Origin of the sequence: Bacillus rhizoplanae, assembly GCF_917563915.1 — a bacterium.
GTDB classification, from domain to species: domain Bacteria; phylum Bacillota; class Bacilli; order Bacillales; family Bacillaceae_G; genus Bacillus_A; species Bacillus_A rhizoplanae.
On the sequence record NZ_CAKJTI010000003.1, the window covers coordinates 48,839 to 71,352 of the forward strand.

Genomic DNA, 22,514 nt, shown 5'->3' on the forward strand with positions numbered 1-22,514 from the left:
AGGAGTGCTTGAAGATGGAAAAACGAATCGTTTGTTTAGCTGGTGATGGAGTTGGACCAGAAATTATGGCTAGCGCAAAGCAAGTGTTAGAGATGGTAGAAAGGTTATACGGTCATCATTTTTATTTGCAGGATGAATTGTTTGGAGGAGCGGCCATTGATGCATTTGGCCAGCCGCTTCCACCTCGCACATTAACAGCGTGTTTAGCAAGTGATGCAGTATTACTTGGTGCAGTTGGAGGACCATATTGGGATCAGGCAAAAGAGCGTCCTGAACAAGGACTTTTAACACTTCGAAAAGGCTTAGGGGTATTTGCAAATGTTCGACCGGTTTCCGTTGAAGAGGCAACGGCGCACTTATCACCACTAAAGGCAGCAGAGCAAGTTGATTTTGTCGTTGTTCGTGAGTTAACAGGCGGTATCTATTTTTCATTTCCGAAAGAGCGGACAGAAGAAGTGGCAACAGATACACTTACTTATCATCGCCGTGAGGTAGAACGAATTGTTTCATATGCATTTCAATTAGCAAAAAAACGTCGTAAAAAAGTAACGTCTATCGACAAAGCAAATGTTTTAGAATCTAGTAAACTATGGCGACAAGTAACAGAAGAAGTAGCAGTTCGCTTTCCAGAAGTAGAGTTAGAACATTTATTAGTAGATGTTGCAGCAATGGAACTCATTCGTAATCCAAGACGATTTGATGTTATCGTTACAGAAAATTTATTTGGCGATATTTTAAGTGATGAAGCATCTGTATTAGCGGGTTCATTAGGTATGTTACCGTCTGCAAGTCATGCGGAGAATGGTCCGTCTCTTTATGAACCAATTCATGGATCAGCGCCGGATATTGCTGGGAAAAACAAAGTGAATCCAATCGCAATGCTTCGCTCCGCTGCAATGATGCTTGGGCAATCATTTGGATTAAGAAAAGAAGGAGAAGCAATTGAAGAAGCTATTTCTACTGTTCTTCGTTCTGGAAAATGTACAGCAGATTTAGGCGGGAATGAAACGACAACTTCGTTTACAAAGTATGTATTACAAACGATGGAGGAACAGGCACTGGTAGGGAGAGAGAGATAATGGGAAAAACATTATTAGATAAACTATGGGAACGACATGTTGTAGCAACGAATGAAAACGGCCTGGATTTACTATATATTGATCTGCATCTTGTTCATGAGGTGACATCGCCGCAAGCATTTGAAGGCTTGCGGCTTGCGAATCGAACAGTTAGAAGATCTAATTTAACATTTGCGACGATGGACCATAACGTTCCAACAAAGGATGTTTGGCATATTACAGATGAAATTGCGAAACAGCAAATGGATACACTTCGCAAAAATTGTCAGGAATTTGGAGTATCGTTAGCTGATATGGGTGATGAGGAACAAGGGATTGTACATGTCATTGGTCCAGAACTTGGACTTACACAGCCGGGAAAAACAATTGTATGCGGTGATAGTCATACATCAACACATGGAGCATTTGGTGCATTAGCATTTGGAATTGGCACAAGTGAAGTAGAACACGTTTTAGCAACGCAAACATTATGGCAACGAAAACCAAAATCGATGGGAATTGAATTGAAAGGATTATTGCCAAAAGGAGTATATGCAAAGGACATTATTTTACATGTACTTGCTGCATATGGAGTAGCCGTTGGTACGGGGCATGTCATAGAGTTTTATGGTGAAACCGTAAAAGAGATGACGATGGAAGAGCGGATGACGCTTTGTAATATGGCGATTGAGGGCGGTGCAAAGGCTGGGATTATTGCGCCGGATGAAGTGACGTTTGATTATGTAAAAGGACGACAACATGCACCAAAAGAGTTTGAACAGGCGATCGCAAAGTGGGGTGAATTATACACGGATGCGGATGCGGTGTATGACATGGTTATTACGGTTGATGTTGCAAGTTTAGCGCCGTATATTACGTGGGGAACAAATCCAGGGATGGGGCTGCGCGTTGATGAAGTTCTTCCGCAGGCAAATGATATCAATGATGAAAGAGCGTATGCTTATATGGGGCTTCAACCAGGGCAAAGTACAGCGGATATTCCAATTCGCCACGTGTTTATCGGTTCTTGCACAAATTCCCGCTTATCTGATTTAGAAATTGCAGCTGCGGTTGTGAAAGGAAAGAAGGTAAAAGAAGGAGTGAGGGCTCTTGTTGTCCCTGGGTCAAAGCAAGTGAGAGATGCAGCGATGAAAAAAGGATTACATCTTATTTTTGAAGAGGCGGGATTTGAGTGGAGGGAACCAGGGTGTTCGATGTGTCTTGGGATGAATCCAGATCAAGTGCCAGAAAGTGAACATTGTGCTTCTACTTCAAATCGTAATTTTGAAGGAAGACAAGGCAAAGGAGCAAGAACGCATCTCGTTAGTCCAGCTATGGCTGCAGCAGCTGCAATTTACGGTCATTTTGTTGATGTGAGAAAGGAGAACTACGATGGAGCCATTTCGTATTCATAAAGGTACGACTGCAGTATTGATGCATGATAATATTGATACAGATCAAATTATTCCGAAGCAGTATTTAAAGCGGATTGAAAGAACAGGATTTGGAGAGTTTTTGTTTGATGAATGGCGCTATTTAGATAATCGTCAAGAAAATCATGCATTTCCATTGAACGCTCCCGAGCGAAAAGGTGCTACAATTCTAATTACAGGAGAAAACTTCGGTTGCGGTTCTTCTAGAGAACATGCACCGTGGGCCCTTGCGGATTATGGATTTCGTGCTATTATCGCAGGAAGTTTTGCCGATATTTTTTATATGAATTGTACAAAAAATGGGATTCTTCCGATTGTGATGGGAAAGGAAATTCGTAAGCAGCTCGCATCTATAGCGCACCAGACGATGATAGAAATAAATTTAGAGAATGAAGTAATAAGAACTCCTGAGGATAGTTTTTCTTTCTCCATTGAACCCATGTGGAAAGAAAAGTTACTCAGTGGTTTAGATGATATTGGAGTTACACTTCAGTATGAGAGTACGATTACAGAATACGAGATGAAAATAGGTCGTTAATGTATATATATTCATTTTGGTTTTTTAGCATATAAGTCGCTGCTATGCAGAAGAAAAAGTGACCTGCACTTGTTTCCTCTCTTTGTTTTAGCGTTGTATGGGGAAGAGAGAGGGGCTGGCCGCTTCTGTGCATGGCTAGATGCTCTCTTCTATCTAAAAAGAAAGATATTATTTCAGTTTTTAAACTTGTATTTATATGAGAATAAATCGTATATTATTTCAAAAAAAATAAAAGAAAATTATTTACTTTCGATTTAATTGGTAGTATACTAACTTCAAACAAAGAGGAGAAAGGGAGTAATGACAATGTTAACTTTACAATCAGTCATTTTATTTACACAACATCATCATACATAAACCCTTGAACCTAGCGTGAAAAAACGTGTAGGTACAAGGGTTATTTCCATTGTACCTACATTCTCCAAAGAGCTATGTAGGTATTTTTATCTACATAGCTCTTTTTTTCGTTTTCTAAGCGCTATGTTATGAATGTATGAGTACTGGAGAAGATGAACTCGTAACAAATAATGTATCTAAATTTTCCCGCTTCAAATGTGTTTTGGACGCTAGCTGACTTGTAAATGAGAGTAGTTAAAGAAATTCATAATGGACATATAAGAGAAGCATATTAAATATGTTATCTTTGTAGATTTTTTGTATATATGTGCCAAGAAAGTAGAGGTGTAACGATGAAAAAATGGAAAAGAGCCAATCCAAATGGAACAAAAGATTTTTTGTTTCAAGAATGTACATTAATGGAAGAGATTGAACAAAGATTAAGACGTACATTTATCGAGAGAGGATACGAAGAAATCCGGACACCTATGATTGAATTTTATGATGTGTTTGCATTTCAAAACCGTCCTATTGATGAGGAGAAAATGTATAAGTTTTTTGATTCTGAGGGACGCATCCTTGTTCTTAGACCGGATATGACAATTCCGCTAGCACGTGTAATTGGAACGAAAAGAATGGAAACGCCTTTGAAGTTAACATATAGTGGGAATGTTTTTAGGGCAAATGAATCTTTAACAGGGAAATATAATGAAATTACACAAACTGGAATTGAAATTATTGGTATTGATAATATACGTGCTGAAATTGAGTGTATTGTAAGTGCGATTGCAGCCTTGCAATCAGCTGGCATTCAATCATTTAAAATTGAAATTGGCCAAGTGGAACTTTATAAATCCATTGTGAAAAAGTTGTCTTTGCGAGAAGAAGATGAATATGCATTGCGAGAATATATTGAGAGTAAAAATTTTGCTGCTTTGTCCCGTTTTCTACAAGAAAAGCAGTTAGATATGCAAGATGAAACGGTGCAATTATTACAAAAGTTACCTCGTTTATTTGGCGGATTAGAGGTGATTGAAGAAGCTGAAAAGCTTGCTGTGAGTAAAGAAATGAAGAGAGCAATTACGAGGTTAAAAAATATATATGAAAACATTGATCGCCTTGGTTATGGTCAATATATATCTATTGATTTAGGGATGATTCAACATCTTCATTATTATACCGGTGTAATCTTTCGCGGATATATATGTAATGTTGGAGAAGAGATTGTCAGCGGTGGAAGATATGATGAACTTATTGGGAATTTTGGTGAGTCTCTACCTGCAGTAGGCTTAGCGATACAAGTAAATCAAATTGTACGTACGTTACAAGAACATAAAGAAAATTCAACCCAAAAACAAATAGATGCCCTCATATATTATTCGTTAGATATGATTTCGGAAGCAGAAAAATTGTGTATTTTATTGGGAAAAGATGGTGTAAAAGTAGAACTGTCAATGCTAGAAAATTTACAAGGTACATTTCAATTTGCAAGAGCGCGCGATGTGAAAACTGTGATTGATGTATCGGGAGATGCTTTAGTCGAATATGTTTGGAAAGGGAAATGGATCATGCAGAAAAAAGGAGAATCCTCATGCGTAACATTCAAATTGCGTTAACGAAAGGAAGATTGGAAAAACATGTAATTCCGTTATTTGAACGAATCGGTATTGATTGTTCAGAACTAAAAGATAAAGGAAGGAAGCTTGTATTCCAAAGTAATAATTCCAAAATTTCATTCATTCTTGTAAAAGCAGTTGATGTCGTAACATATGTAGAACATGGTATAGCTGATATTGGTGTTGTCGGCAAAGATATTTTGCTTGAATATGAAAACGATGTATATGAAATGATTGATTTAGGGGTAGGGCGTTGTAAATTTTGCGTTGCTTCCGTTTCGTCGTATAGTCCAAACGGTTATAACAAAAAGAGGATTGCAACAAAGTATCCGAATATTACTTCTGCATATTTCCGTAAGAAGGGAGAAGATGTAGAGATTATTAAAATAGAAGGTTCTGTAGAGATTGCCCCTTTATTAGGACTAACAGATGCAATCGTTGATATTGTAGAAACAGGACAAACATTAAAAGAAAATGGATTAGTAGTATTTGAAGAAATTTGCGACATTTCAGCACGATTAATTGTAAACAAAGCATCTTTAAAAATGAAAAAAGACGAAATATTCAATGTTATAAATAAAATGGAAAGTGTCTTAATAGAAAAAAATAAAGGAGGGTAAATATGGAAATTGTATATGAGGATTATTCTAATATTTTATGGAAGGTAAAACAGCTAAGAGAACAGGCAAACACAATAGAAGAAACGATTCAACAAGATGTGAGGAAAATTGTTGTAAGTGTAAAAGAAAAGAAAGATGAAGCGCTTTTTTCATATACGAAGGCTTTTGACAAAGTAGAATTGACTCAATTTCAAGTTTCAAAAGAAGAACTGGAATCAGCATATAAATGTGTCGAACCAGCATTTTTGGCAGCATTGGAAGAAGCAAAGAAGAATATCATCTCATACCACGAAAAGCAAAAAAGACAAGCTTTTATTGATACAGAAAATGAGGGAATTATTCGCGGGCAGCTTGTTCGGCCATTACAAACTGTTGGTGTATATGTACCCGGAGGAACGGCAGCGTATCCATCATCAGTTCTCATGAATGTCTTACCAGCAAAAATTGCGGGCGTCAATAAAATTGTCATGGTAACACCCCCAAATTGTGAAGGGGTAGATCCGCATATTTTAGCAGCGGCAAAAGTTGCTGGAGTTGATGAAGTATATACAGTAGGGGGAGCACAAGCAATTGCTGCGCTAGCATACGGAACAGAATCGATTCCGCGTGTTGATAAGATTGTAGGACCAGGAAATATTTATGTTGCATTAGCAAAGCGAGAAGTATTCGGTTCAGTTCATATCGATATGATTGCTGGCCCGTCCGAAATTGTTGTTATTTCTGATGAAACAGGAAATGCAGCGTATATTGCTGCTGATTTATTATCACAAGCAGAGCACGATATACGGGCAACTGCCATTTATATCACCACTTGTTTAGAATTAGCGCAGGAAGTGAATAGAGAAATAGAAAAACAATTGATGAATCTCCCGAGAAGTGAAATAGCTCGTGAATCCATTAACAGAAACGGAGCGATTCTTGTTGTAGAGTCGTTGGACCAAGCGTTTGAGCTCTCAAATGAAATTGCGCCGGAACACTTAGAGTTACACATAAAAGAACCGATGACAGCTCTTCCGTATATTCAACATGCAGGTTCTATCTTTCTAGGTCCGTATGCGCCGGAACCGTTAGGTGATTATATGGCAGGTCCAAATCACGTGTTACCAACGAGTGGAACAGCAAGGTTTTTTTCACCATTATCTGTAGATGATTTTATGAAAAAATCGAGCTTTTTATTTTATACAAAAGAAGCTCTTGGACAAGTGCAACAGCATATTGTCAATCTAGCAGAAAAAGAAGGATTACAAGCTCATGCGAGAGCAATTGAGATTCGTTTTAGAGGAGGGGAAAAGTGATGCGCACTGCAAAACAAACGAGAATCACAACTGAAACAAAGATTTCCGTAGCACTGGAACTAGATGGCAATCAAGAAGTTTCAATTCAAACAGGAGTAGGTTTTTTTGATCATATGTTGACATTATTCGCAAAGCACGGTCGCTTCGGGTTGCAAATTGAAGCTGATGGCGATGTGCATATTGATGCTCATCATACGGTAGAAGATGTTGGAATTGTTCTTGGGAATTGTTTGAAAGAAGCCCTTGGTGATAAAGCAGGAATTAATCGTTACGGTACAGCTTATGTACCGATGGATGAAGCATTAGGGTTTGTTACTGTTGATATAAGCGGAAGGTCCTATCTCGTATTTGATGGTGAATTTATGAATCCAAAACTTGGTGACTTTGACACAGAGCTAGCAGAAGAATTCTTTCGTGCAGTAGCTCACGCAGCAAATATAACACTACACGTACGCGTTTTATATGGAAGCAACACACATCACAAAATTGAAGCACTTTTTAAAGCATTTGGACGTGCACTGCGTGATGCCGCCGAGAAAAATGAAAAGATTATAGGAGTAAATTCCACGAAAGGACTGTTGTAATATGATTGCGATTGTAGATTATGGAATGGGCAACATTCGAAGTGTAGAGCAAGCGTTAAGGCATATTGGAGCAGCGTATATTGTAACAGATGAAGCAGAAGCACTTGTAAATAGCGACGGTGTTATTTTGCCAGGAGTTGGTGCATTTCCAAGCGCGATGCGTTGTTTAGAGGAAAAAGGACTTATTTCTGTTTTGAAGCAAGTTGCTATTGCAGGAAAACCATTGTTTGGAATTTGTTTGGGGATGCAGCTTTTATTTGAAGAAAGTGAAGAGATTGAAAGAACGAAAGGGTTAGGGTTGCTTCCAGGAACGGTAAGAAAATTAGACGTACCATATAAAATTCCTCATATGGGATGGAATAAGTTACAAAAGAAAAAGGAGCATCCTTTATGGGATGAAATAGAGGATGGTGCTTTCGTCTATTATGTTCATTCTTATTATGCGCAATGTCCAAATGATGTTGTAGTAGGCGCTAGTGAGTATGGTGTTTTCGTACCAGGAATTGTTTCAAGAGGAAATGTATTTGGGGCTCAGTTCCATCCTGAAAAAAGTGGTGAAATAGGAATTCAAATATTACGAAATTTTAAGGAGGTTATAGAAACATGGAAATCTTCCCAGCTATCGATTTAAAGAATGGTCGTTGCGTTCGTTTGTATCAAGGGCAATTTCAACAAGAAACAGTAATGAATGAAAACCCAGTTGCCCAGGCATTACTATTTGAACAACTTGGTGCACGCGTACTGCACATTGTTGATTTGGACGGAGCAGTTGCTGGTCGTTCAGAGAATCTTTCTGTCATTGAAGATATTTGCAAGGCAGTGCGAATTCCAGTGCAAGTGGGGGGCGGGATTCGCTCAGTTGCTGCAATTGAAACACTTTTATCAGCTGGAGTAATGAAAGTAATTCTTGGAACAGCAGCATTATATGATCGTTCATTTGTAGAAGAGGCAGTTCGTTTATATGGAGATAAAATTATTGTTGGAATCGATGCTAAAAATGGTTATGTAGCCACGCGAGGATGGCTAGATGTGTCTGAAACGTCTTATGTACAACTGGCAAAGGAAATGGAGAAAGTGGGTGTGCAGACGCTTATTTTTACTGACATTTCTAGAGATGGAACGCTTGCAGGTCCAAATTTTGAACAATTACAAAAATTACAAGATGAGGTTTCGCTTCAAATTGTTGCTTCCGGGGGTGTGAGCTCGCTTGCTGATGTTGAGAAATTACAGGATATGAACTTATATGGCGTTATTATTGGGAAAGCATTATATGATAAAAAAGTTATTTTAGAAGAAGCATTGCAGGTGACAGGCATATGTTAACAAAGCGAATTATTCCATGTTTAGATGTGAAAAATGGTCGTGTTGTAAAAGGAGTAAATTTTATTGGATTACAAGATGTGGGTGATCCTGTTGCAATTGCGGCTGCATACAATGAGGCGGGTGCGGATGAACTTGTGTTTTTAGATATCACCGCAACGTATGAAGAACGAAAAACAATGATTGATGTCGTAGAGCGTACAGCATCTCAGGTATTTATTCCACTAACAGTTGGAGGTGGAATCTCATCTGTCCAAGATATGTATGCATTACTTCGAGCTGGTGCAGATAAAGTCTCATTAAATTCAGCTGCAGTGCAAAGACCGGAGTTAATACAAGAAGGAGCGGAGCAATTTGGTTCTCAATGTATAGTCGTTGCGATCGATGCAAGAAAGGTCGGAGAAAACAAATGGAATGTATATGTAAGTGGAGGTCGTATTGATACAGGAATAGATGTAATCGAATGGGCAAAACGTGTGGAAAGTTTAGGCGCTGGGGAATTACTTTTAACGAGCATGGATGCAGATGGGACAAAAAATGGCTATGATTTACTTTTGACAGAAACAGTTTCAAAAGCAGTTGGTATTCCGGTAATTGCTTCGGGTGGATGTGGGTCAATTAAACATATTGCAGAAGTTTTTCAGCGAACATCAGCAAATGCAGCGTTAGCGGCTTCTATTTTTCATTACGGCACGGCAACCATTCAAGAAACGAAACAAAAGTTACAAGAAGCGCAAATTGAGGTGAGATTGTGAAACCGGATTTTTCAAAAGGATTATTGCCAGCTGTTGTGATAGAAGAGGGTACAAAAGATGTTTTGATGCTAGCTTATATGAATGAAGAAGCATATGAAAAAACATTAGACACAAAAACGACCTGGTTTTATTCTCGTTCACGACGAGGTTTGTGGAATAAGGGAGAAACATCAGGACATGTCCAACATGTGAAATCATTATATTTAGATTGCGATCAAGATTCTATTATGGTAGTTGTCCAGCAAGTAGGTGTAGCTTGCCATACCGGAGAAAAGTCATGTTTTCATAATAAGGTGTTATAGGGGGATAAGGAAATGAGCGATGTGTTGCAACAGTTATATGAAACAATTCAACAGCGAAAAGAGAATCCTATCTCTGAGTCGTATACGAATTACTTATTTACAAAAGGGGAAGACAAAATATTAAAGAAATTAGGAGAAGAATGTACTGAAGTTGTGATTGCGGCGAAAAATAATGACAAAGACGAGCTTATAAAAGAAGTTGTTGATTTTACGTATCATTGCTTAGTGTTACTAGTAGAAAAAAATGTATCATTACAAGAGATAATAGAAGAATTAAATAAACGTCAAGGTCAATTATCCAGAGTCGGCGAACGAAAAGAAATTGATACATTATAGGAGGGGAGAAAGATGAGAGTAGATTATCACCTTCACTTAGAAGAAGGGCCGTATTCAATGCGGTGGTTATCTCGCACAAATGAAGCGCTCGAGTATTTTGCACCGATTGAGGAAGAGAAACATTCAATGGGATGGATCTTAAAAGCTGGGGAACGTTTGCAAAAGCGTGTAAAGGAAGGCGCATTTTCACCGGATTGGATTGATTTATATTTAGAGGAAGCAGTGCGTAAAGGAATACGGGAAGTTGGAATCGTTGACCACTTATATCGTTTTTACGAAGCAAAGGAATACTATGAGCGCTATGTCGATATTAGTGATACAGAACTTGGACATCTGCAAAAAGAATGGCTGGATCAGGTGAGGGTAGAATCGATTACAAATTTTACAAGAGCGATTGAAGATGCGAAAGAAAGATGGAGAAAACGAGGCGTGATATTACGGCTTGGAATAGAAGCCGATTATTTTATTGGTGGGGAAGAGGAACTAGCGAAGTTATTAACGTTAGGAAATTGGGATTATGTCATTGGTTCTGTTCATTTTATTAATGGATGGGGATTTGATAATCCAGATACAGACGCTTATTTTAGACAGCATGATTTACATGTGTTATATCCTGAATTTTTCCGTACTTTAGAAAAATCGATACGTTCTGGCCTATTTGATATTGTTGCACATTTAGATAATATTAAAGTGTTTAACTATCGCATAGATGAAAATCAGCAATTACCATATTATGAGAAAATCGCTAAGGCTTTAATTGAAACAAATACAGCTACGGAAGTGAATGCTGGCTTGTATTATCGATATCCTGTAAGAGAAATGTGTCCGAGCCCTTTGTTTTTACAACGCTTAGTGCATTATGGTGTTCCAATTACAATTTCTTCAGATGCGCATTTCCCGAATGATTTAGGTAGCTACGTAAAAGAAAATATAGAGACACTTCGTAATCATGGTGTGACGCACATTGCAACATTTGAAAAACGAATCCGGAACATGAAGCCGATTGAATATGTAGAAGAAAATGTTTTGTGATAAAGTGAAACTTCCATAAGTGGGGGTTTTTCTTTATCCCCCACTTATCTTCATCGCTTTTCTCTGCATCTTGAGGTGGGGGGCTTACTGCCCACGAATATCGGGATGAAAACTTCTTTTTTTGTTTACACTAACGTTGAACAAAAAAGGAGGCTGTTCTTATGGTGAAACAACAATATAAAGATACTGGGAAGTTAACGAATCAGAGCGATGTTGCAAAAAAAGACCAATCAGAGCAATCAGTTATACAAGAACAAATTAGTGATACAGTAGCCGAAGGAACGATTGATGTAAAGTTAGAGCAAGGAAGCGATAAATAAAGTGAAACTTCCATAACTGGGGGATAACCCTCACTTATGTTTAGTCACATCAATCGAGTTTTTACTGCCTATTAGTGCGGAATTAAACTATAGTGAAAAGAGGCTGAATGTGTTCAGCCTCTTTTTCATGATTTTGTAAAGAAAGGTTACAAGAACAAGGACAGTGTAATCAAATTCCTTGTCTTTTTTCGATGGAATTTCTTACAATAATATTGAAAGTGTTTATCTTACTATTCGCGGGCAATAAGACCTCTTACTTTAAGATTCAGAGAAGACGAAGATGATAAAAGCTTTCACAAATAGAAGCTTCATTTTATGTTAAAAGGAAAGGATGCTTAATTATGGCGAAAATTTTAGTAGCAGGACAAATTCCAGAAATCGGACTACAGTTGTTACGAGGTCATGAAGTAGAAATGTATGATAAGGAAGAGTTAATTGGCACAGAAGAACTAGTGAAACGTGTACAAGATAAGGATGCATTATTAAGCTTACTTTCAACAAAAGTTACGGAAGAAGTTATCGATGCAGCACCACATTTGAAAATTATTGCAAACTACGGTGCTGGATATGACAATATTGATTATAAATATGCGGTGGAAAAAGACATAGCGGTAACGAACACACCAAAAGTTTCAACAGAGGCAACAGCAGAGCTAACGTTTGCTATCTTATTAGCAGCAGCGCGCCGTATTCCAGAAGGCGATACACTATGTCGTACAGTTGGTTTTAATGGCTGGGCACCGCTCTTTTTCTTAGGACGTGAAGTGTATGGTAAAACAATTGGTATTATTGGTCTTGGAGAAATTGGAAAGGCAGTAGCAAAACGAGCAAAAGCATTTGGTATGAATATCGTGTATACAGGGCCAAGTCGTAAGTATGAGGCGGAGCAAGAATTAGAGGCAACATATGTAACGCTAGAAGAACTATTACAAACAGCGGATTTTATTACGATTAACTGTGCGTATAATCCGAAGTTGCATCATATGATTGATGAAGAACAGTTTAGAATGATGAAAAAAACTGCTTATATTATTAATGCGGCACGTGGTCCAATTATGAATGAAGAAGCGCTTGCTCATGCTTTAGAAACAAAGGAAATTGAAGGAGCAGCACTTGATGTGTTTGAGTTTGAACCGAGAATTACAGAAAAATTAAAGGAATTAAAAAACGTTGTGTTAACACCACATATTGGAAATGCAACGATTGAGACACGTGATGCAATGGCAGAAATGGCAGTGCGTAATATTTTAGCGGTGCTAGAAGGAAATGAGCCATTAACTCCAGTATATAAAAAAGAACTTATAATGAAATAAAGTGAAACTTCCATCAGTGGGGATTTTCTTCATCCCCTACTGATGGAAAGCCCGTGTGTAGAGAGAATAAAGTTGTCAAATTTTATTCTGAGAAATACAATAATCGCCTACCGATAAATTTGATAGGCGATTATTAAAGTTGTTTAAAAATTGCTTTACTGCTTTCATAAAACGATATTTCACGAACAATAAATTTGTTTAATTTTGGAAGGTGAATAGTTACACATAGCCTCCTTTTTTTAATTATTTATTGTAGTCAATATAGATTTAACAAAGTTTGTTTTATCATCTGCATATTTATGTTTATTATTGGGATTAGCCTGTGAAAGTTGAATCTTTAACTGTTCATACTCAGTCCGAGCAGTTTTATTATTTTTTAAGTAATCTCTAAAACACAATTGTTCAATTAAATATTTATTACCCTTTTCATACATATGAATTTGATGTGTTCTCGGTTCTCCCTTATTAAAATAATATCTTTCAGGTAAGACATCTTTTCTATACCTATAATTTAACTGTTCTAACTTAGCAATACATTTCACACCATTTTCAAAATTCTTTAATTCAATCGCAATATCAATAATAGGTTTTGCACTCAAGTGTGGAATAGAAGTACTTCCAATATGGTGTATTGCCAAAATGTATTCTCCAATTTGTTTTTCAATTAATTGTTTCTCTTTTAAAAATTCGAATTCCCATTCCTCAGTCCAAGGAACTAAAAAAACTTCACCACGGGGTAATCCTAACATTTGATTAATTCCTCCTGCATACAGCCCGTTTCTTAACGAACCAAATATCGAAATATTTTCTCTTTTATTATATAGCATACAAATAAAAAGATGGTGTAGAATTCCAATTCAGGCCATCTTTTTTTATGCATATTAGAATTTATAAACTATACTTATAGATTCTAGTTTAATATGTTTATTTTATGATCTTATTTTAAGGTGGTGGATATTGTGATAGTACAGGAAGCATTACTTGATGGTAGTAAGAAAAGGTATATGCTTCTAGATGAAAGAGGAATACCTGTATGAAGTATTTGAAACATTTAGATGCAACAGGAAAGAGTGGCAATACGCAGAGGTTTATAAAAAAATCTAATGGCACTCCGGTTCCTACATGTTCAACAATCGGGCCAGATAATTGAATAAACAGGTGCACAAATCTCTACTTTTTTATGTAGCTGCTAGGTTTCTTCGTTTTGTTGGCGGTACCTCTTAAATATTTGGTTGATAAACTATTAAGTTTCCCTTGAATATACTAGATACTTTTATCTACAATCCCATTATTTTACATAAATCTAAATTTTCATATTTTACAGTAAATTTACTCTAAGAAAATATAAATATAATATTTTTACATTACAATTCAAAAAGGGCCTATTCAAAAAGCACCATTTCAGTTTAATGAGAGCAACAGAAGGAGAAAATCAAGGTTCCAATATTGGAACCGAAAGGGGGATTTCCGTGACGAAAAATCTCCTCTCATCTCGATCGATGGGAGGATGCCTGCCATCCTTGTAAAGCGGAGCGACCTTCTCCAGCACAACGGAGTCGTCGACATGATCGATATAATCAATGAGTTCCGCATCAAAGTTTCACTACGGCTTTGTTTTTCACTCAATTTTACAAGCTTTTTGAACAGACTCTTAAAATACTTAAAATATGGAGGTTTTCTGTAATGAAAAGAATATTATCCATTTCCCTCGTATTCACGATGATATTCGTTATGTTATCGACCACCGCAGACGCACTTGCAAACGAATCGGACGACAAACTCGTCAAAATCGACAATATGCAGCCAGTTTACGGTCAAACGATCACCGCCAGTGCAATCATGGGTCATGGGTCAAATGGCAAAAATCTCACATTTCAATGGCAAGTACAGGAATCACGTATAAGCGATAAATATATTAATGTCAAATCGGGTGGTACATCCAAAAGTTACACCGTAACGTTAAATGATATTGGTAAAAAATTACGCGTTGTAGTTGGTTTACCATCAAATGGTGACAAAAAAACTTCATTACCCACGAACGCAGTATTAAATGCTAACCCCCTTATTGCATCGATTAAATTCGATAATAATTTAAAGGACGATGTAAATCAAGAGAATTTAACAAAAAATGGAAATTATAGTTATGTAGACGGTGTGTTACCAGGGACCAAAGCTCTGCACTTAGAAAGCGGAGACGGCAATTATGTCGGTACGAAGCATAGCTTGAATTTTGGTAATGACAGTTTTACCACATCCTTCTGGTATAAGGGTGACACTAACAATAATCAGGTAATATTATCAAACAAGGATTTTACTAAGAGCTCTAACGAAGGATGGGCGATTTATACATCAGCTAATTCGGTCAATATGAATTTAGGATTCCCGACCGCATCAGTGAAATTTGGGCGCGACACGTTTAATGCTTCCAAGTGGCGTTACGTGACATTTGTTGTAGACAGAGATAAAATGCTCGGATCGTTGTATATTGATGGTTACAAAATGACTGAAACTTCGCTGGGGATCGGAACTTTAGATACATCGAACCCATTAAATATAGGTAGCGACGGATTGGGCAAACATGGCGGTAATTCATTCGATATAGCTGATCTGAATGTTTGGAAAGGTGCATTTAGCAGTGATGTAGTTCAAGCTAATTATAATAGTTACGCTGTAAATAAAGTAGATATGAACGCACTTAACGACAAAATATCAGAAGCAAATAAAATAATAGCAGACGGTCTCGGCAACGGCTTCAGCGAAACCGATTTTGATCATTTGAAAAAGGTCTTGAATACGACATCTACGGTTGCAACAACGCAAAAAGAAAAATTATATACACAGGAAACCATCAATTATTACGAACGTGAACTAAACAACGCCATATTCATCTATCAAAAAAGCAATAAAACATTAACTCCCGCCGGTTTAAATATGATTGTGGACAGCGACCCGGAAGTAAGTGCTAATCCCGCAACAATCGCGCGCATTGAAAAAGATTACAGAACAGAACTGAGACTATTCCCACAGGCCGACGTACTCTTTATTCCTGGCGACGTTACCGGCGGTAACAACGCCAATGAATATGTGTGGATGAAAAATCTGACAGACATATACAATAAACTTAAAGGTGAGGGTCTGTTTGACAATACGAAGCTTTATATGGTAAGAGGCAACCATGATATGGGCGGCGCCGAACAATTTATACCTGTCGGTTCGGCGGGCGCGTGGAACGCCTCAACGAATTCATACGATAACAATTTCTTTAATAGTGCTTATAGGGTAAAGGTAAAAGGATATAATTTTGTGGGTTTTGACGGAAATTATAACAACGACAATACGGTGGGAAAAACCAAAAATTTTCTCGACCAAATTAAAAAAGAAGCGGATTACGATTCAACCAAACCCATATTTGTATCTTCTCACTACCCTATAAGCGGAACTGTATGGGGATCGGCATGGAGCAGCGCGGCAAGTAATAATGTTGGTAAATATATTGCCGACAATAATTTTTCGCAGGTGGTATATATGTCAGGTCATACGCAATACGACCCGACCGACGAACGTTCTCACTATCAAGGTGCGGCTACGTATCTCGACAGCGGTGCGAGTTCATATTCCAGCTATATTGATAACGGTCCGTACGGCGGATATATAGAAGGCTCGTATATTAATTACAAAACCACACCTCGCATCGCGAATTTCATAGAGGTTTACGGTTCAAAAATTATCATCAAACAGTATAATTTAAGTACAGATGAATATGTAGGCACACCTTCTGTAAAAATCGTTGGTGAAGGGAAAGAGGCCTTTACCTATAGCAGGAGCGATATAAGAGATCTCATAGCTCCGCAGTTTGAAGAGGGTATTACGGTCGATTCCTACAAAAACAACGAACTTGCTTTTACAATTAAGCAAGCAAATGACAATGTGCGCGTTTTGGAATATAATATTCAGCTTATCAACAAGCTCACGGGGAAAGTGGACAAATCGTTTAACAGCCTTTCGCTGCCGCTAGACAAACCATTCGATGAATACAGACATTATAAGTTTACAGATTTGTCGCCGACTACTCCATATATACTCAGGGTATTCGCCGACGATTCCATGTATAACCGTTCGTCGCAGGACATTGACATTGAGGCTCAAAGTGTTAATTTAAACAGCATCACTGCGCCTGCTGACATAACAGGGTTGACAATCGGAACGGCGAAGACAGCGGACGCCCTTGGATTGCCAAAGACAGTATCCTTGGATACTGATACAGGCAGGGGAGAAGCCAATGTGACATGGAATGTAGATGCTTCAAAATATGATCCCACTGTAAAGGCTGCACAAACCTTCGCTGTCAATGGAACTGTAACTTTGCCAACTGGGGTGAGAAATCCCAATAACGTGCCTTTGACAACAAGCATCAGTGTAACTGTTGATGCAGCAGCTTTTATTAAAGCAGCAAACTATACCTCTATGAACAATGTAAAGAAAGAGGACACCAATGACATTGGCGGCGGACAGCATCTTGGATATATTGGTCCGGATTCTTGGATGGAATACAGTGACATCGATATTCCGTCATCAGGAACTTATACCCTGCAATACAGGGTGGCTGTCAATAAGTCGGCAGGATCCGGCATCACATTTATCGTAGACGGAGTTCCGCAGAAGACAACGACATTGCCGAATACAGGAGGGTGGGCGAATTGGTCAACAGTGTCCGATAAGGTTACACTGGCGGCCGGGAAGCATACAATAAGGCTTCAGGCAGCTTCAGACGGATTTAATATCAACTGGGTCAAAATATTGTATCCAACAAATCCTAATCCCCAGTCTAATTGACAGGCTTATAACAGGTGGTCCCTGATCAAGCATTCAATCTGACGATGGGATTGACCAGCGTAACAGAAACTGTAATACCGAAGACATCGTAGACTTCAAGCCGGTTGCCGTGGATACGAACATAGGCGAAATACCCGCACTTCCTGCACAAGTTGAGGCCGTATACAATGACGGAACAACAGGGGCAGTGAATGTTGTATGGGAGGAAATCACAGCAGACATGGTTGCGAAGGCGGGCACATTTGCCGTGAACGGAACAGTGGAAGGAACAAGGTTAAAAGCGAAAGCGACTTATCGAGTAAAATTCGTTGATCAAGGTAAGACGCTCTTAAACATCCAACCACCTGCAGTAATCACCGAATTGGCCAACGGAATAGCGAAGACGGCCGCGGCTCTTGGGTTGCTGGCTACGATCGAACTGGTTACCGATACGGGAAGCTTGAATGCGAACGTGACCTGGGATGTCAATCGCGCAAGCTATGATTCGTCCGCCAAAACTGCGCAAACGTTCACGGTAACAGGAACCGTAACCTTGCCGGAAGGTGTGTCCAATCCGAACAATGTAGCCTTGGCAACAGATATCAACGTAACCGCCAATGCGTTCACGACATCGCGTTGACTGCGGTATGGTCAGGCGTTGACAGGCGATAGATTCGCATGCTTACCAAGGTGACACGCTTTGTCAATGGATTGATAATGCCGGGATTACCACGAGTTTGCTGTAAAAATTGGCAGACAACAATCTGAACAGCTTTGTGAATGAAGTGAAGGCTCAAAGCGGGAAGCACATCTCAAACGAAGCGGCTGAATATTTGCTGCGAGACGCTCAATATGTATTGACACAAAAGTAGAGCAATTCAAGTGTTTGAAACCAAAAGTATACACGCAGGTGTCATCACATTAGCGACATTTAGGATGGATCGGTAATGAAACGGGGGGGGAGATCAATTTTCTCCCCCTCATTATTTGGACGATTAATGGTACCAAAGGTGTACTAAAGCTGCATTTCCTCGCTCTGCAACGGGATACCGGCTCATATTTCATATGTAATGTGACAGTCGCTGGCGCCGTCGGTGTAGAAATTGACCTAATTGTTGTCCAGTCGGTTGTTGTGAAAGATATTGACAGACACTGGGGGTAAAGACGCCATTGAGAAGCTTGCTAGCGCAGGAGTGATTACCGGATATGATGACGGGACGTTCAAGCCGAACAAAACGATTAACCGTGAAAACATGGTTATTATTCTATCCCGTATTGTGGACTTAAGTAAAGTGGACAAAGATGCTTCCAAAGGCAACTTTGCGGATATAGCAAGCGCAAGCTCTTATACAGCAAATCAAATCAAGGATGCGGAAAAAGCGGGAATCATCAGCGTCAAGGGCAATGGCTTATTTGATCCGAAGGGCAACTCCACACGCGCAGAGGCGCTTACGATCGTTCTGAACGCATTGACCCTTAACCCACAAGTAAAAACACTCTTGGACAGCTTGAAATAAGTCGAGCAACATGTTCAAGTTGCAGATTGAACGTTCGTAACCGGATAAACTATATTGCAGGTTGTATTACTAACATTTCATGAAAAGGGGTTCCGCTATGAAGCAGCGTTCATTTCTGTCCATGTTCATCATCATGATCTTATTATTTTTTGGGACTGCCACAACTTCACTTGCGCATTCCATAAATATGAATTACTCGGATTTAAACATTGAAGGGAACGAGATTCTCTACGATCTTTTTATTGAACAAAGAGACTTGTTTCCACAATTCGGTACTGACTTGGATAATCTGGTGAACGATGAACTGGCCTCGCAAAAAATCGAATCCTATCTACAGAAAGGTCTTCGCATAGATGCAGATTCGAAGCCCTTAACGATGGAATTGGTTTCGATGAACATGGCGCAAAAGGGTGCCGCAAGAGGCGTGGAATTTCAACTAAAGTTTATCGCCGATGAAGAAATCAAACAATTTAATCTTCATTACGATCTGGTGTTTGACGATGCGCCTGCTCATACGAGTGTACTTATGGTCCATGCAGGGGAATATTTTCAGCAGGATATGATTGATAGCACTAATAGAGATATTCTGATTAACCTTCCCCATATTGATAGCACTAAAAGTGATAATCTGAGCGACGTTCCCCAGCCTAAGATTGGCGCTGTTTTGTGGAAATACTTTAAGCTTGGAATCGAACACATTTTGACAGGTTATGATCATTTGTTGTTTTTGTTATCCTTAGTATTAATCGCATCTCGCTTCAAGGATGCGTTGAAAATTGTTACTGCTTTTACAATCGCCCACAGCATAACACTATTCTTGGTGGCCACCGACCGTATTCAGGTCAGTTCGCATTGGGTCGAAGCCTTGATTGCCCTGACGATCTGTTATGTGGCAGTGGAAAATATGTTTGTTCAAAAGGCGAAATGGAGGTGGATATTGACAGCCATATTTGGCCTGATTCACGGTATGGGCTTCGCCGGGGCTTTAGCTGAAACAGGACTTCCAAAAGAAAATCTGATTGGCTCACTCCTGATGTTTAATTTAGGTGTGGAAACAGGCCAACTATTGATTTTATGCCTAGTACTGCCCCTCTTGATATGGCTGCGAAGGTTCCCATGGTATCGTAAAATGATGATCTCAACGTCTTGCCTTATTTTTGTGCTGGCATTTTATTGGTTGATTCAAAGATTGTAATTAGGCTATTTATTGATCAATACGAGAGTTAGCGGTATTTTTGCTAGCTCTTTTTTATTATTGCGTGTCTAACCAAGTCAGGCACAACTAGCTGGTATAGTCCGGTCGAGGTAAGAGCCTAGTCGCCTCGTAGCTGACAAGCAGCTCGTGAAGACTATGATCCTACGGTAAAGACTGTACAGACCTTTACTGTAAATGGAACTGTAACTTTGCCAAATGGGGTGGAAAATCCCAATAACGTCCCTTTGACAACAAGCATTAAAGTAACGATTAATAAGATTCCTCAGTCTCAAATGACGGCAACGGCGACAAGTCAGGAAACGGTTGGTGAAAATAATTCAGCATCTATGGCGATTGACGGAAATTCACAAACTTTTTGGCATACAAAGTGGGATAAATCTGATGTACTTCCTCAATCGATTACATTAAATCTTGGAGGAACTTATCCAATCGATAAGGCCGCGTATTTACCAAGGCCATCAGGCAGCAACGGAAATATTACAGGATATAACGTTTATGTAAGTACAGATGGAGTGACCTTTACTAAAGTTGCAAGCGGAACTTGGGCAAACGACAATGCGGAGAAAGTAGCAACTTTTGATCCGACAGATGCATCATATGTCAAGCTCGAAGCAACGGCGGGTGTTAACGGCTGGGCATCGGTTGCGGAAATTAGCGTCCTTGAAACAGAAACTGTAAAGAAGTAGCTTCTAACTTAAAAGAATTTATTGTATTGAATTCTGAATTTGAAGATGTGATTGATGAGGATTAATAAACAAAATTTTCCGATTTTAGCTTATAAAAAACTTATTAGTTATTCAATTAAAGGGCGCGATTATGAAACAAAAAGTAAAAGGGATGATACATATTAGTCATGTATAATATGTATTGCCCCTTATTTTTTATGACTTTTTCCGATTTAGGTCTTGATAATTTTTATAACAACTTTATTATTTGTGTACAGCCCGCCCAATCAAATCGAGCTCTTACAGCTGCTAATACGGGATAAAAAAGAATCCTTCCTATCATACAGGAAGGATTCTTTTTTACTATTTGTTTGACCGCTTCTTTTGTGCCGGTCGTTGTCTAAGAAATTGTGACAGCATAAACAAAATATAGAGTGGAATAGCAATGAATAGAAAAATTGAAATATTACCAAAGCTCGTTTTATACATCGTATAAATAATCCCAATTAAAAAGAGTGTTACGATAATACTATATTTTGGAATTGGTACATCTTTCATGCTTGGAATACGAATACGACTAACCATAAGAAATGCAAATGCCACGAATACTGTAATAAGTACGATTTTTGGAATCACATGTGAAAATAACGTTAAGAAAGCAACGATACCACCTGCAGCTGTAATTGGTACACCAGTAAAGTATTTCATTGATGTTGATGATGGTGTGACATTGAAGCGAGCTAATCTGTATGCTCCAAATAGAGGGAAAAGTCCTGCTATGTATAATCCGATAATACCGTAATTAGAGAAGGATGTGTAATACATCAATACAGCGGGTGCAGCACCAAATGTAACTACGTCTGCTAATGAATCAAGTTCTTTTCCGAGTTGTGAATCGACACGAAGTAAGCGTGCGATTCTTCCATCAAGGCTATCTAGCATCATTCCGATTAAAACTAAAATTGCCGCTGATTTGTAGTATCCTAATGAAGCGTAGCCGATGGATAGAAATCCACTATATAAATTTCCGAGCGTAAATAAGTTTGGAATGGCTGCTCTGTACAAAATCTGATCCCTTGCTTTCTTTTATAGATTCTTGATTAGTTTATGGAAGTTTATCCTTTTTATCATAACATAAATTTCCTGTGCTAGTATGAAAAAATTCTTCGTTTTGGGAAAGATTTCATCGGATTTTCATTTGTTGTAAATTTGAAAGCGGTAACTGTAATCGGTCTTCAATTTATTTCTGCTAAGTAAGCGTTATATCAAGCGCCTTCTCCTAAAAATGTAAAAGATTTCGTATGTTGTAATGAAGGAAATCCATTATGTTGTTGGAATGAATAAAGTATATAATACAACCTGCTTTTTGGAGAAATAAAGGACATATTACGTTAAAAATAAACCCCGAATCGTCACAATTCGAGGTTAGTTCGTTATTCTGTATCA

22 protein-coding genes are annotated in these 22,514 nt (G+C 38.5%); 20 read left to right on the forward strand and 2 right to left on the reverse strand.

The genetic code is table 11. The annotated features are described in order from the left end of the window. The first annotated feature begins 14 nt into the window (after positions 1 to 14). The 15 genes from leuB (at position 15) to LRP84_RS04180 (ending at position 12,858) form a co-directional block, all read left to right on the forward strand. Positions 15 to 1,079 (forward strand): 3-isopropylmalate dehydrogenase, encoded by a 1,065-nt coding sequence (gene leuB / locus LRP84_RS04110; protein WP_230573913.1) that lies wholly within the window; start codon positions 15 to 17, stop codon positions 1,077 to 1,079. Further along, a complete protein-coding gene (gene leuC, locus LRP84_RS04115; protein ID WP_230573914.1) occupies positions 1,079 to 2,473 on the forward strand; it encodes a 3-isopropylmalate dehydratase large subunit in 1,395 nt (464 codons plus the stop codon). The genes leuB and leuC overlap by 1 nt, the downstream gene beginning before the upstream one ends. Further along, complete coding sequence (gene leuD, locus LRP84_RS04120) at positions 2,451 to 3,029, forward strand: 3-isopropylmalate dehydratase small subunit (protein ID WP_230573915.1); 579 nt, start codon at positions 2,451 to 2,453, stop codon at positions 3,027 to 3,029. The genes leuC and leuD overlap by 23 nt, the downstream gene beginning before the upstream one ends. Before the next feature lie 689 nt (positions 3,030 to 3,718). Next, positions 3,719 to 4,981 (forward strand): ATP phosphoribosyltransferase regulatory subunit, encoded by a 1,263-nt coding sequence (locus tag LRP84_RS04125; protein ID WP_230573916.1) that lies wholly within the window; start codon positions 3,719 to 3,721, stop codon positions 4,979 to 4,981. Then, positions 4,957 to 5,601 (forward strand): ATP phosphoribosyltransferase, encoded by a 645-nt coding sequence (gene hisG, locus LRP84_RS04130; protein ID WP_230573917.1) that lies wholly within the window; start codon positions 4,957 to 4,959, stop codon positions 5,599 to 5,601. Before LRP84_RS04125 ends, hisG begins: the two co-directional genes overlap by 25 nt. Before the next feature lie 2 nt (positions 5,602 to 5,603). Further along, positions 5,604 to 6,896, forward strand: coding sequence for a histidinol dehydrogenase (gene hisD / locus LRP84_RS04135; RefSeq protein WP_230573918.1), 1,293 nt, complete (start codon positions 5,604 to 5,606; stop codon positions 6,894 to 6,896). Continuing rightward, on the forward strand, positions 6,896 to 7,480 hold the full coding sequence (gene hisB / locus LRP84_RS04140) for an imidazoleglycerol-phosphate dehydratase HisB (RefSeq protein WP_230573919.1): 585 nt from the start codon (positions 6,896 to 6,898) through the stop codon (positions 7,478 to 7,480). The genes hisD and hisB overlap by 1 nt, the downstream gene beginning before the upstream one ends. 1 nt (position 7,481) lies before the next feature. Then, positions 7,482 to 8,111: an imidazole glycerol phosphate synthase subunit HisH gene (gene hisH / locus LRP84_RS04145; RefSeq protein WP_230573920.1), complete on the forward strand. Its 630-nt coding sequence runs from the start codon at positions 7,482 to 7,484 to the stop codon at positions 8,109 to 8,111. Then, positions 8,084 to 8,803, forward strand: a complete 720-nt coding sequence (gene hisA, locus LRP84_RS04150) for a 1-(5-phosphoribosyl)-5-[(5-phosphoribosylamino)methylideneamino]imidazole-4-carboxamide isomerase (RefSeq protein ID WP_230573921.1) — start codon at positions 8,084 to 8,086, stop codon at positions 8,801 to 8,803. The genes hisH and hisA overlap by 28 nt, the downstream gene beginning before the upstream one ends. Then, positions 8,797 to 9,555 carry an imidazole glycerol phosphate synthase subunit HisF gene (gene hisF / locus LRP84_RS04155; RefSeq protein WP_230573922.1) on the forward strand — a complete coding sequence of 253 codons (759 nt, stop codon included), beginning with the start codon at positions 8,797 to 8,799 and terminating at the stop codon, positions 9,553 to 9,555. The genes hisA and hisF overlap by 7 nt, the downstream gene beginning before the upstream one ends. Continuing rightward, positions 9,552 to 9,857, forward strand: coding sequence for a phosphoribosyl-AMP cyclohydrolase (gene hisI, locus LRP84_RS04160; RefSeq protein WP_098309504.1), 306 nt, complete (start codon positions 9,552 to 9,554; stop codon positions 9,855 to 9,857). Before hisF ends, hisI begins: the two co-directional genes overlap by 4 nt. A 12-nt stretch (positions 9,858 to 9,869) precedes the next feature. Further along, complete coding sequence (hisE, locus tag LRP84_RS04165; RefSeq protein WP_230573923.1) at positions 9,870 to 10,193, forward strand: phosphoribosyl-ATP diphosphatase; 324 nt, start codon at positions 9,870 to 9,872, stop codon at positions 10,191 to 10,193. A 12-nt stretch (positions 10,194 to 10,205) separates the two neighbouring features. Beyond that, positions 10,206 to 11,225, forward strand: coding sequence for a histidinol phosphate phosphatase domain-containing protein (locus LRP84_RS04170; protein WP_230573924.1), 1,020 nt, complete (start codon positions 10,206 to 10,208; stop codon positions 11,223 to 11,225). A gap of 161 nt (positions 11,226 to 11,386) precedes the next feature. After that, positions 11,387 to 11,545, forward strand: a complete 159-nt coding sequence (locus LRP84_RS04175) for a DUF4025 domain-containing protein (protein ID WP_230573925.1) — start codon at positions 11,387 to 11,389, stop codon at positions 11,543 to 11,545. A 341-nt stretch (positions 11,546 to 11,886) separates the two neighbouring features. Next, positions 11,887 to 12,858, forward strand: coding sequence for a 2-hydroxyacid dehydrogenase family protein (locus LRP84_RS04180; RefSeq protein WP_230573926.1), 972 nt, complete (start codon positions 11,887 to 11,889; stop codon positions 12,856 to 12,858). A 239-nt stretch (positions 12,859 to 13,097) separates the two neighbouring features. Here the strand turns inward: LRP84_RS04180 and LRP84_RS04185 are convergent, their stop codons facing one another. Next, a complete protein-coding gene (locus tag LRP84_RS04185) occupies positions 13,098 to 13,607 on the reverse strand; it encodes a GrpB family protein (RefSeq protein ID WP_230573927.1) in 510 nt (169 codons plus the stop codon). Positions 13,608 to 14,541: 934 nt separating this feature from the next. Between LRP84_RS04185 and LRP84_RS04190 the strand changes: the two genes are divergently transcribed. The 5 genes from LRP84_RS04190 to LRP84_RS04210 all read left to right on the forward strand — a co-directional run bounded on the left by LRP84_RS04190 (position 14,542) and on the right by LRP84_RS04210 (position 21,089). Further along, positions 14,542 to 17,691, forward strand: coding sequence for a carbohydrate-binding protein (locus LRP84_RS04190; RefSeq protein ID WP_230573928.1), 3,150 nt, complete (start codon positions 14,542 to 14,544; stop codon positions 17,689 to 17,691). Between the two features lie 109 nt (positions 17,692 to 17,800). Next, positions 17,801 to 18,310 carry an Ig-like domain-containing protein gene (locus LRP84_RS04195; protein ID WP_230573929.1) on the forward strand — a complete coding sequence of 170 codons (510 nt, stop codon included), beginning with the start codon at positions 17,801 to 17,803 and terminating at the stop codon, positions 18,308 to 18,310. Between the two features lie 502 nt (positions 18,311 to 18,812). Then, entirely contained in the window at positions 18,813 to 19,187 is a 375-nt protein-coding gene (locus LRP84_RS04200; protein ID WP_230573930.1) for an S-layer homology domain-containing protein, read from the forward strand. Positions 19,188 to 19,284: 97 nt separating this feature from the next. Further along, positions 19,285 to 20,382 carry a HupE/UreJ family protein gene (locus tag LRP84_RS04205; protein ID WP_230573931.1) on the forward strand — a complete coding sequence of 366 codons (1,098 nt, stop codon included), beginning with the start codon at positions 19,285 to 19,287 and terminating at the stop codon, positions 20,380 to 20,382. 209 nt (positions 20,383 to 20,591) lie between these two features. Continuing rightward, positions 20,592 to 21,089, forward strand: coding sequence for a discoidin domain-containing protein (locus LRP84_RS04210; RefSeq protein WP_230573932.1), 498 nt, complete (start codon positions 20,592 to 20,594; stop codon positions 21,087 to 21,089). Between the two features lie 342 nt (positions 21,090 to 21,431). On the opposite strand, the gene pssA is transcribed toward LRP84_RS04210, so the two are convergent. Then, positions 21,432 to 22,133 carry a CDP-diacylglycerol--serine O-phosphatidyltransferase gene (gene pssA / locus LRP84_RS04215; protein ID WP_230573933.1) on the reverse strand — a complete coding sequence of 234 codons (702 nt, stop codon included), beginning with the start codon at positions 22,131 to 22,133 and terminating at the stop codon, positions 21,432 to 21,434. Positions 22,134 to 22,514: the final 381 nt, after the last annotated feature.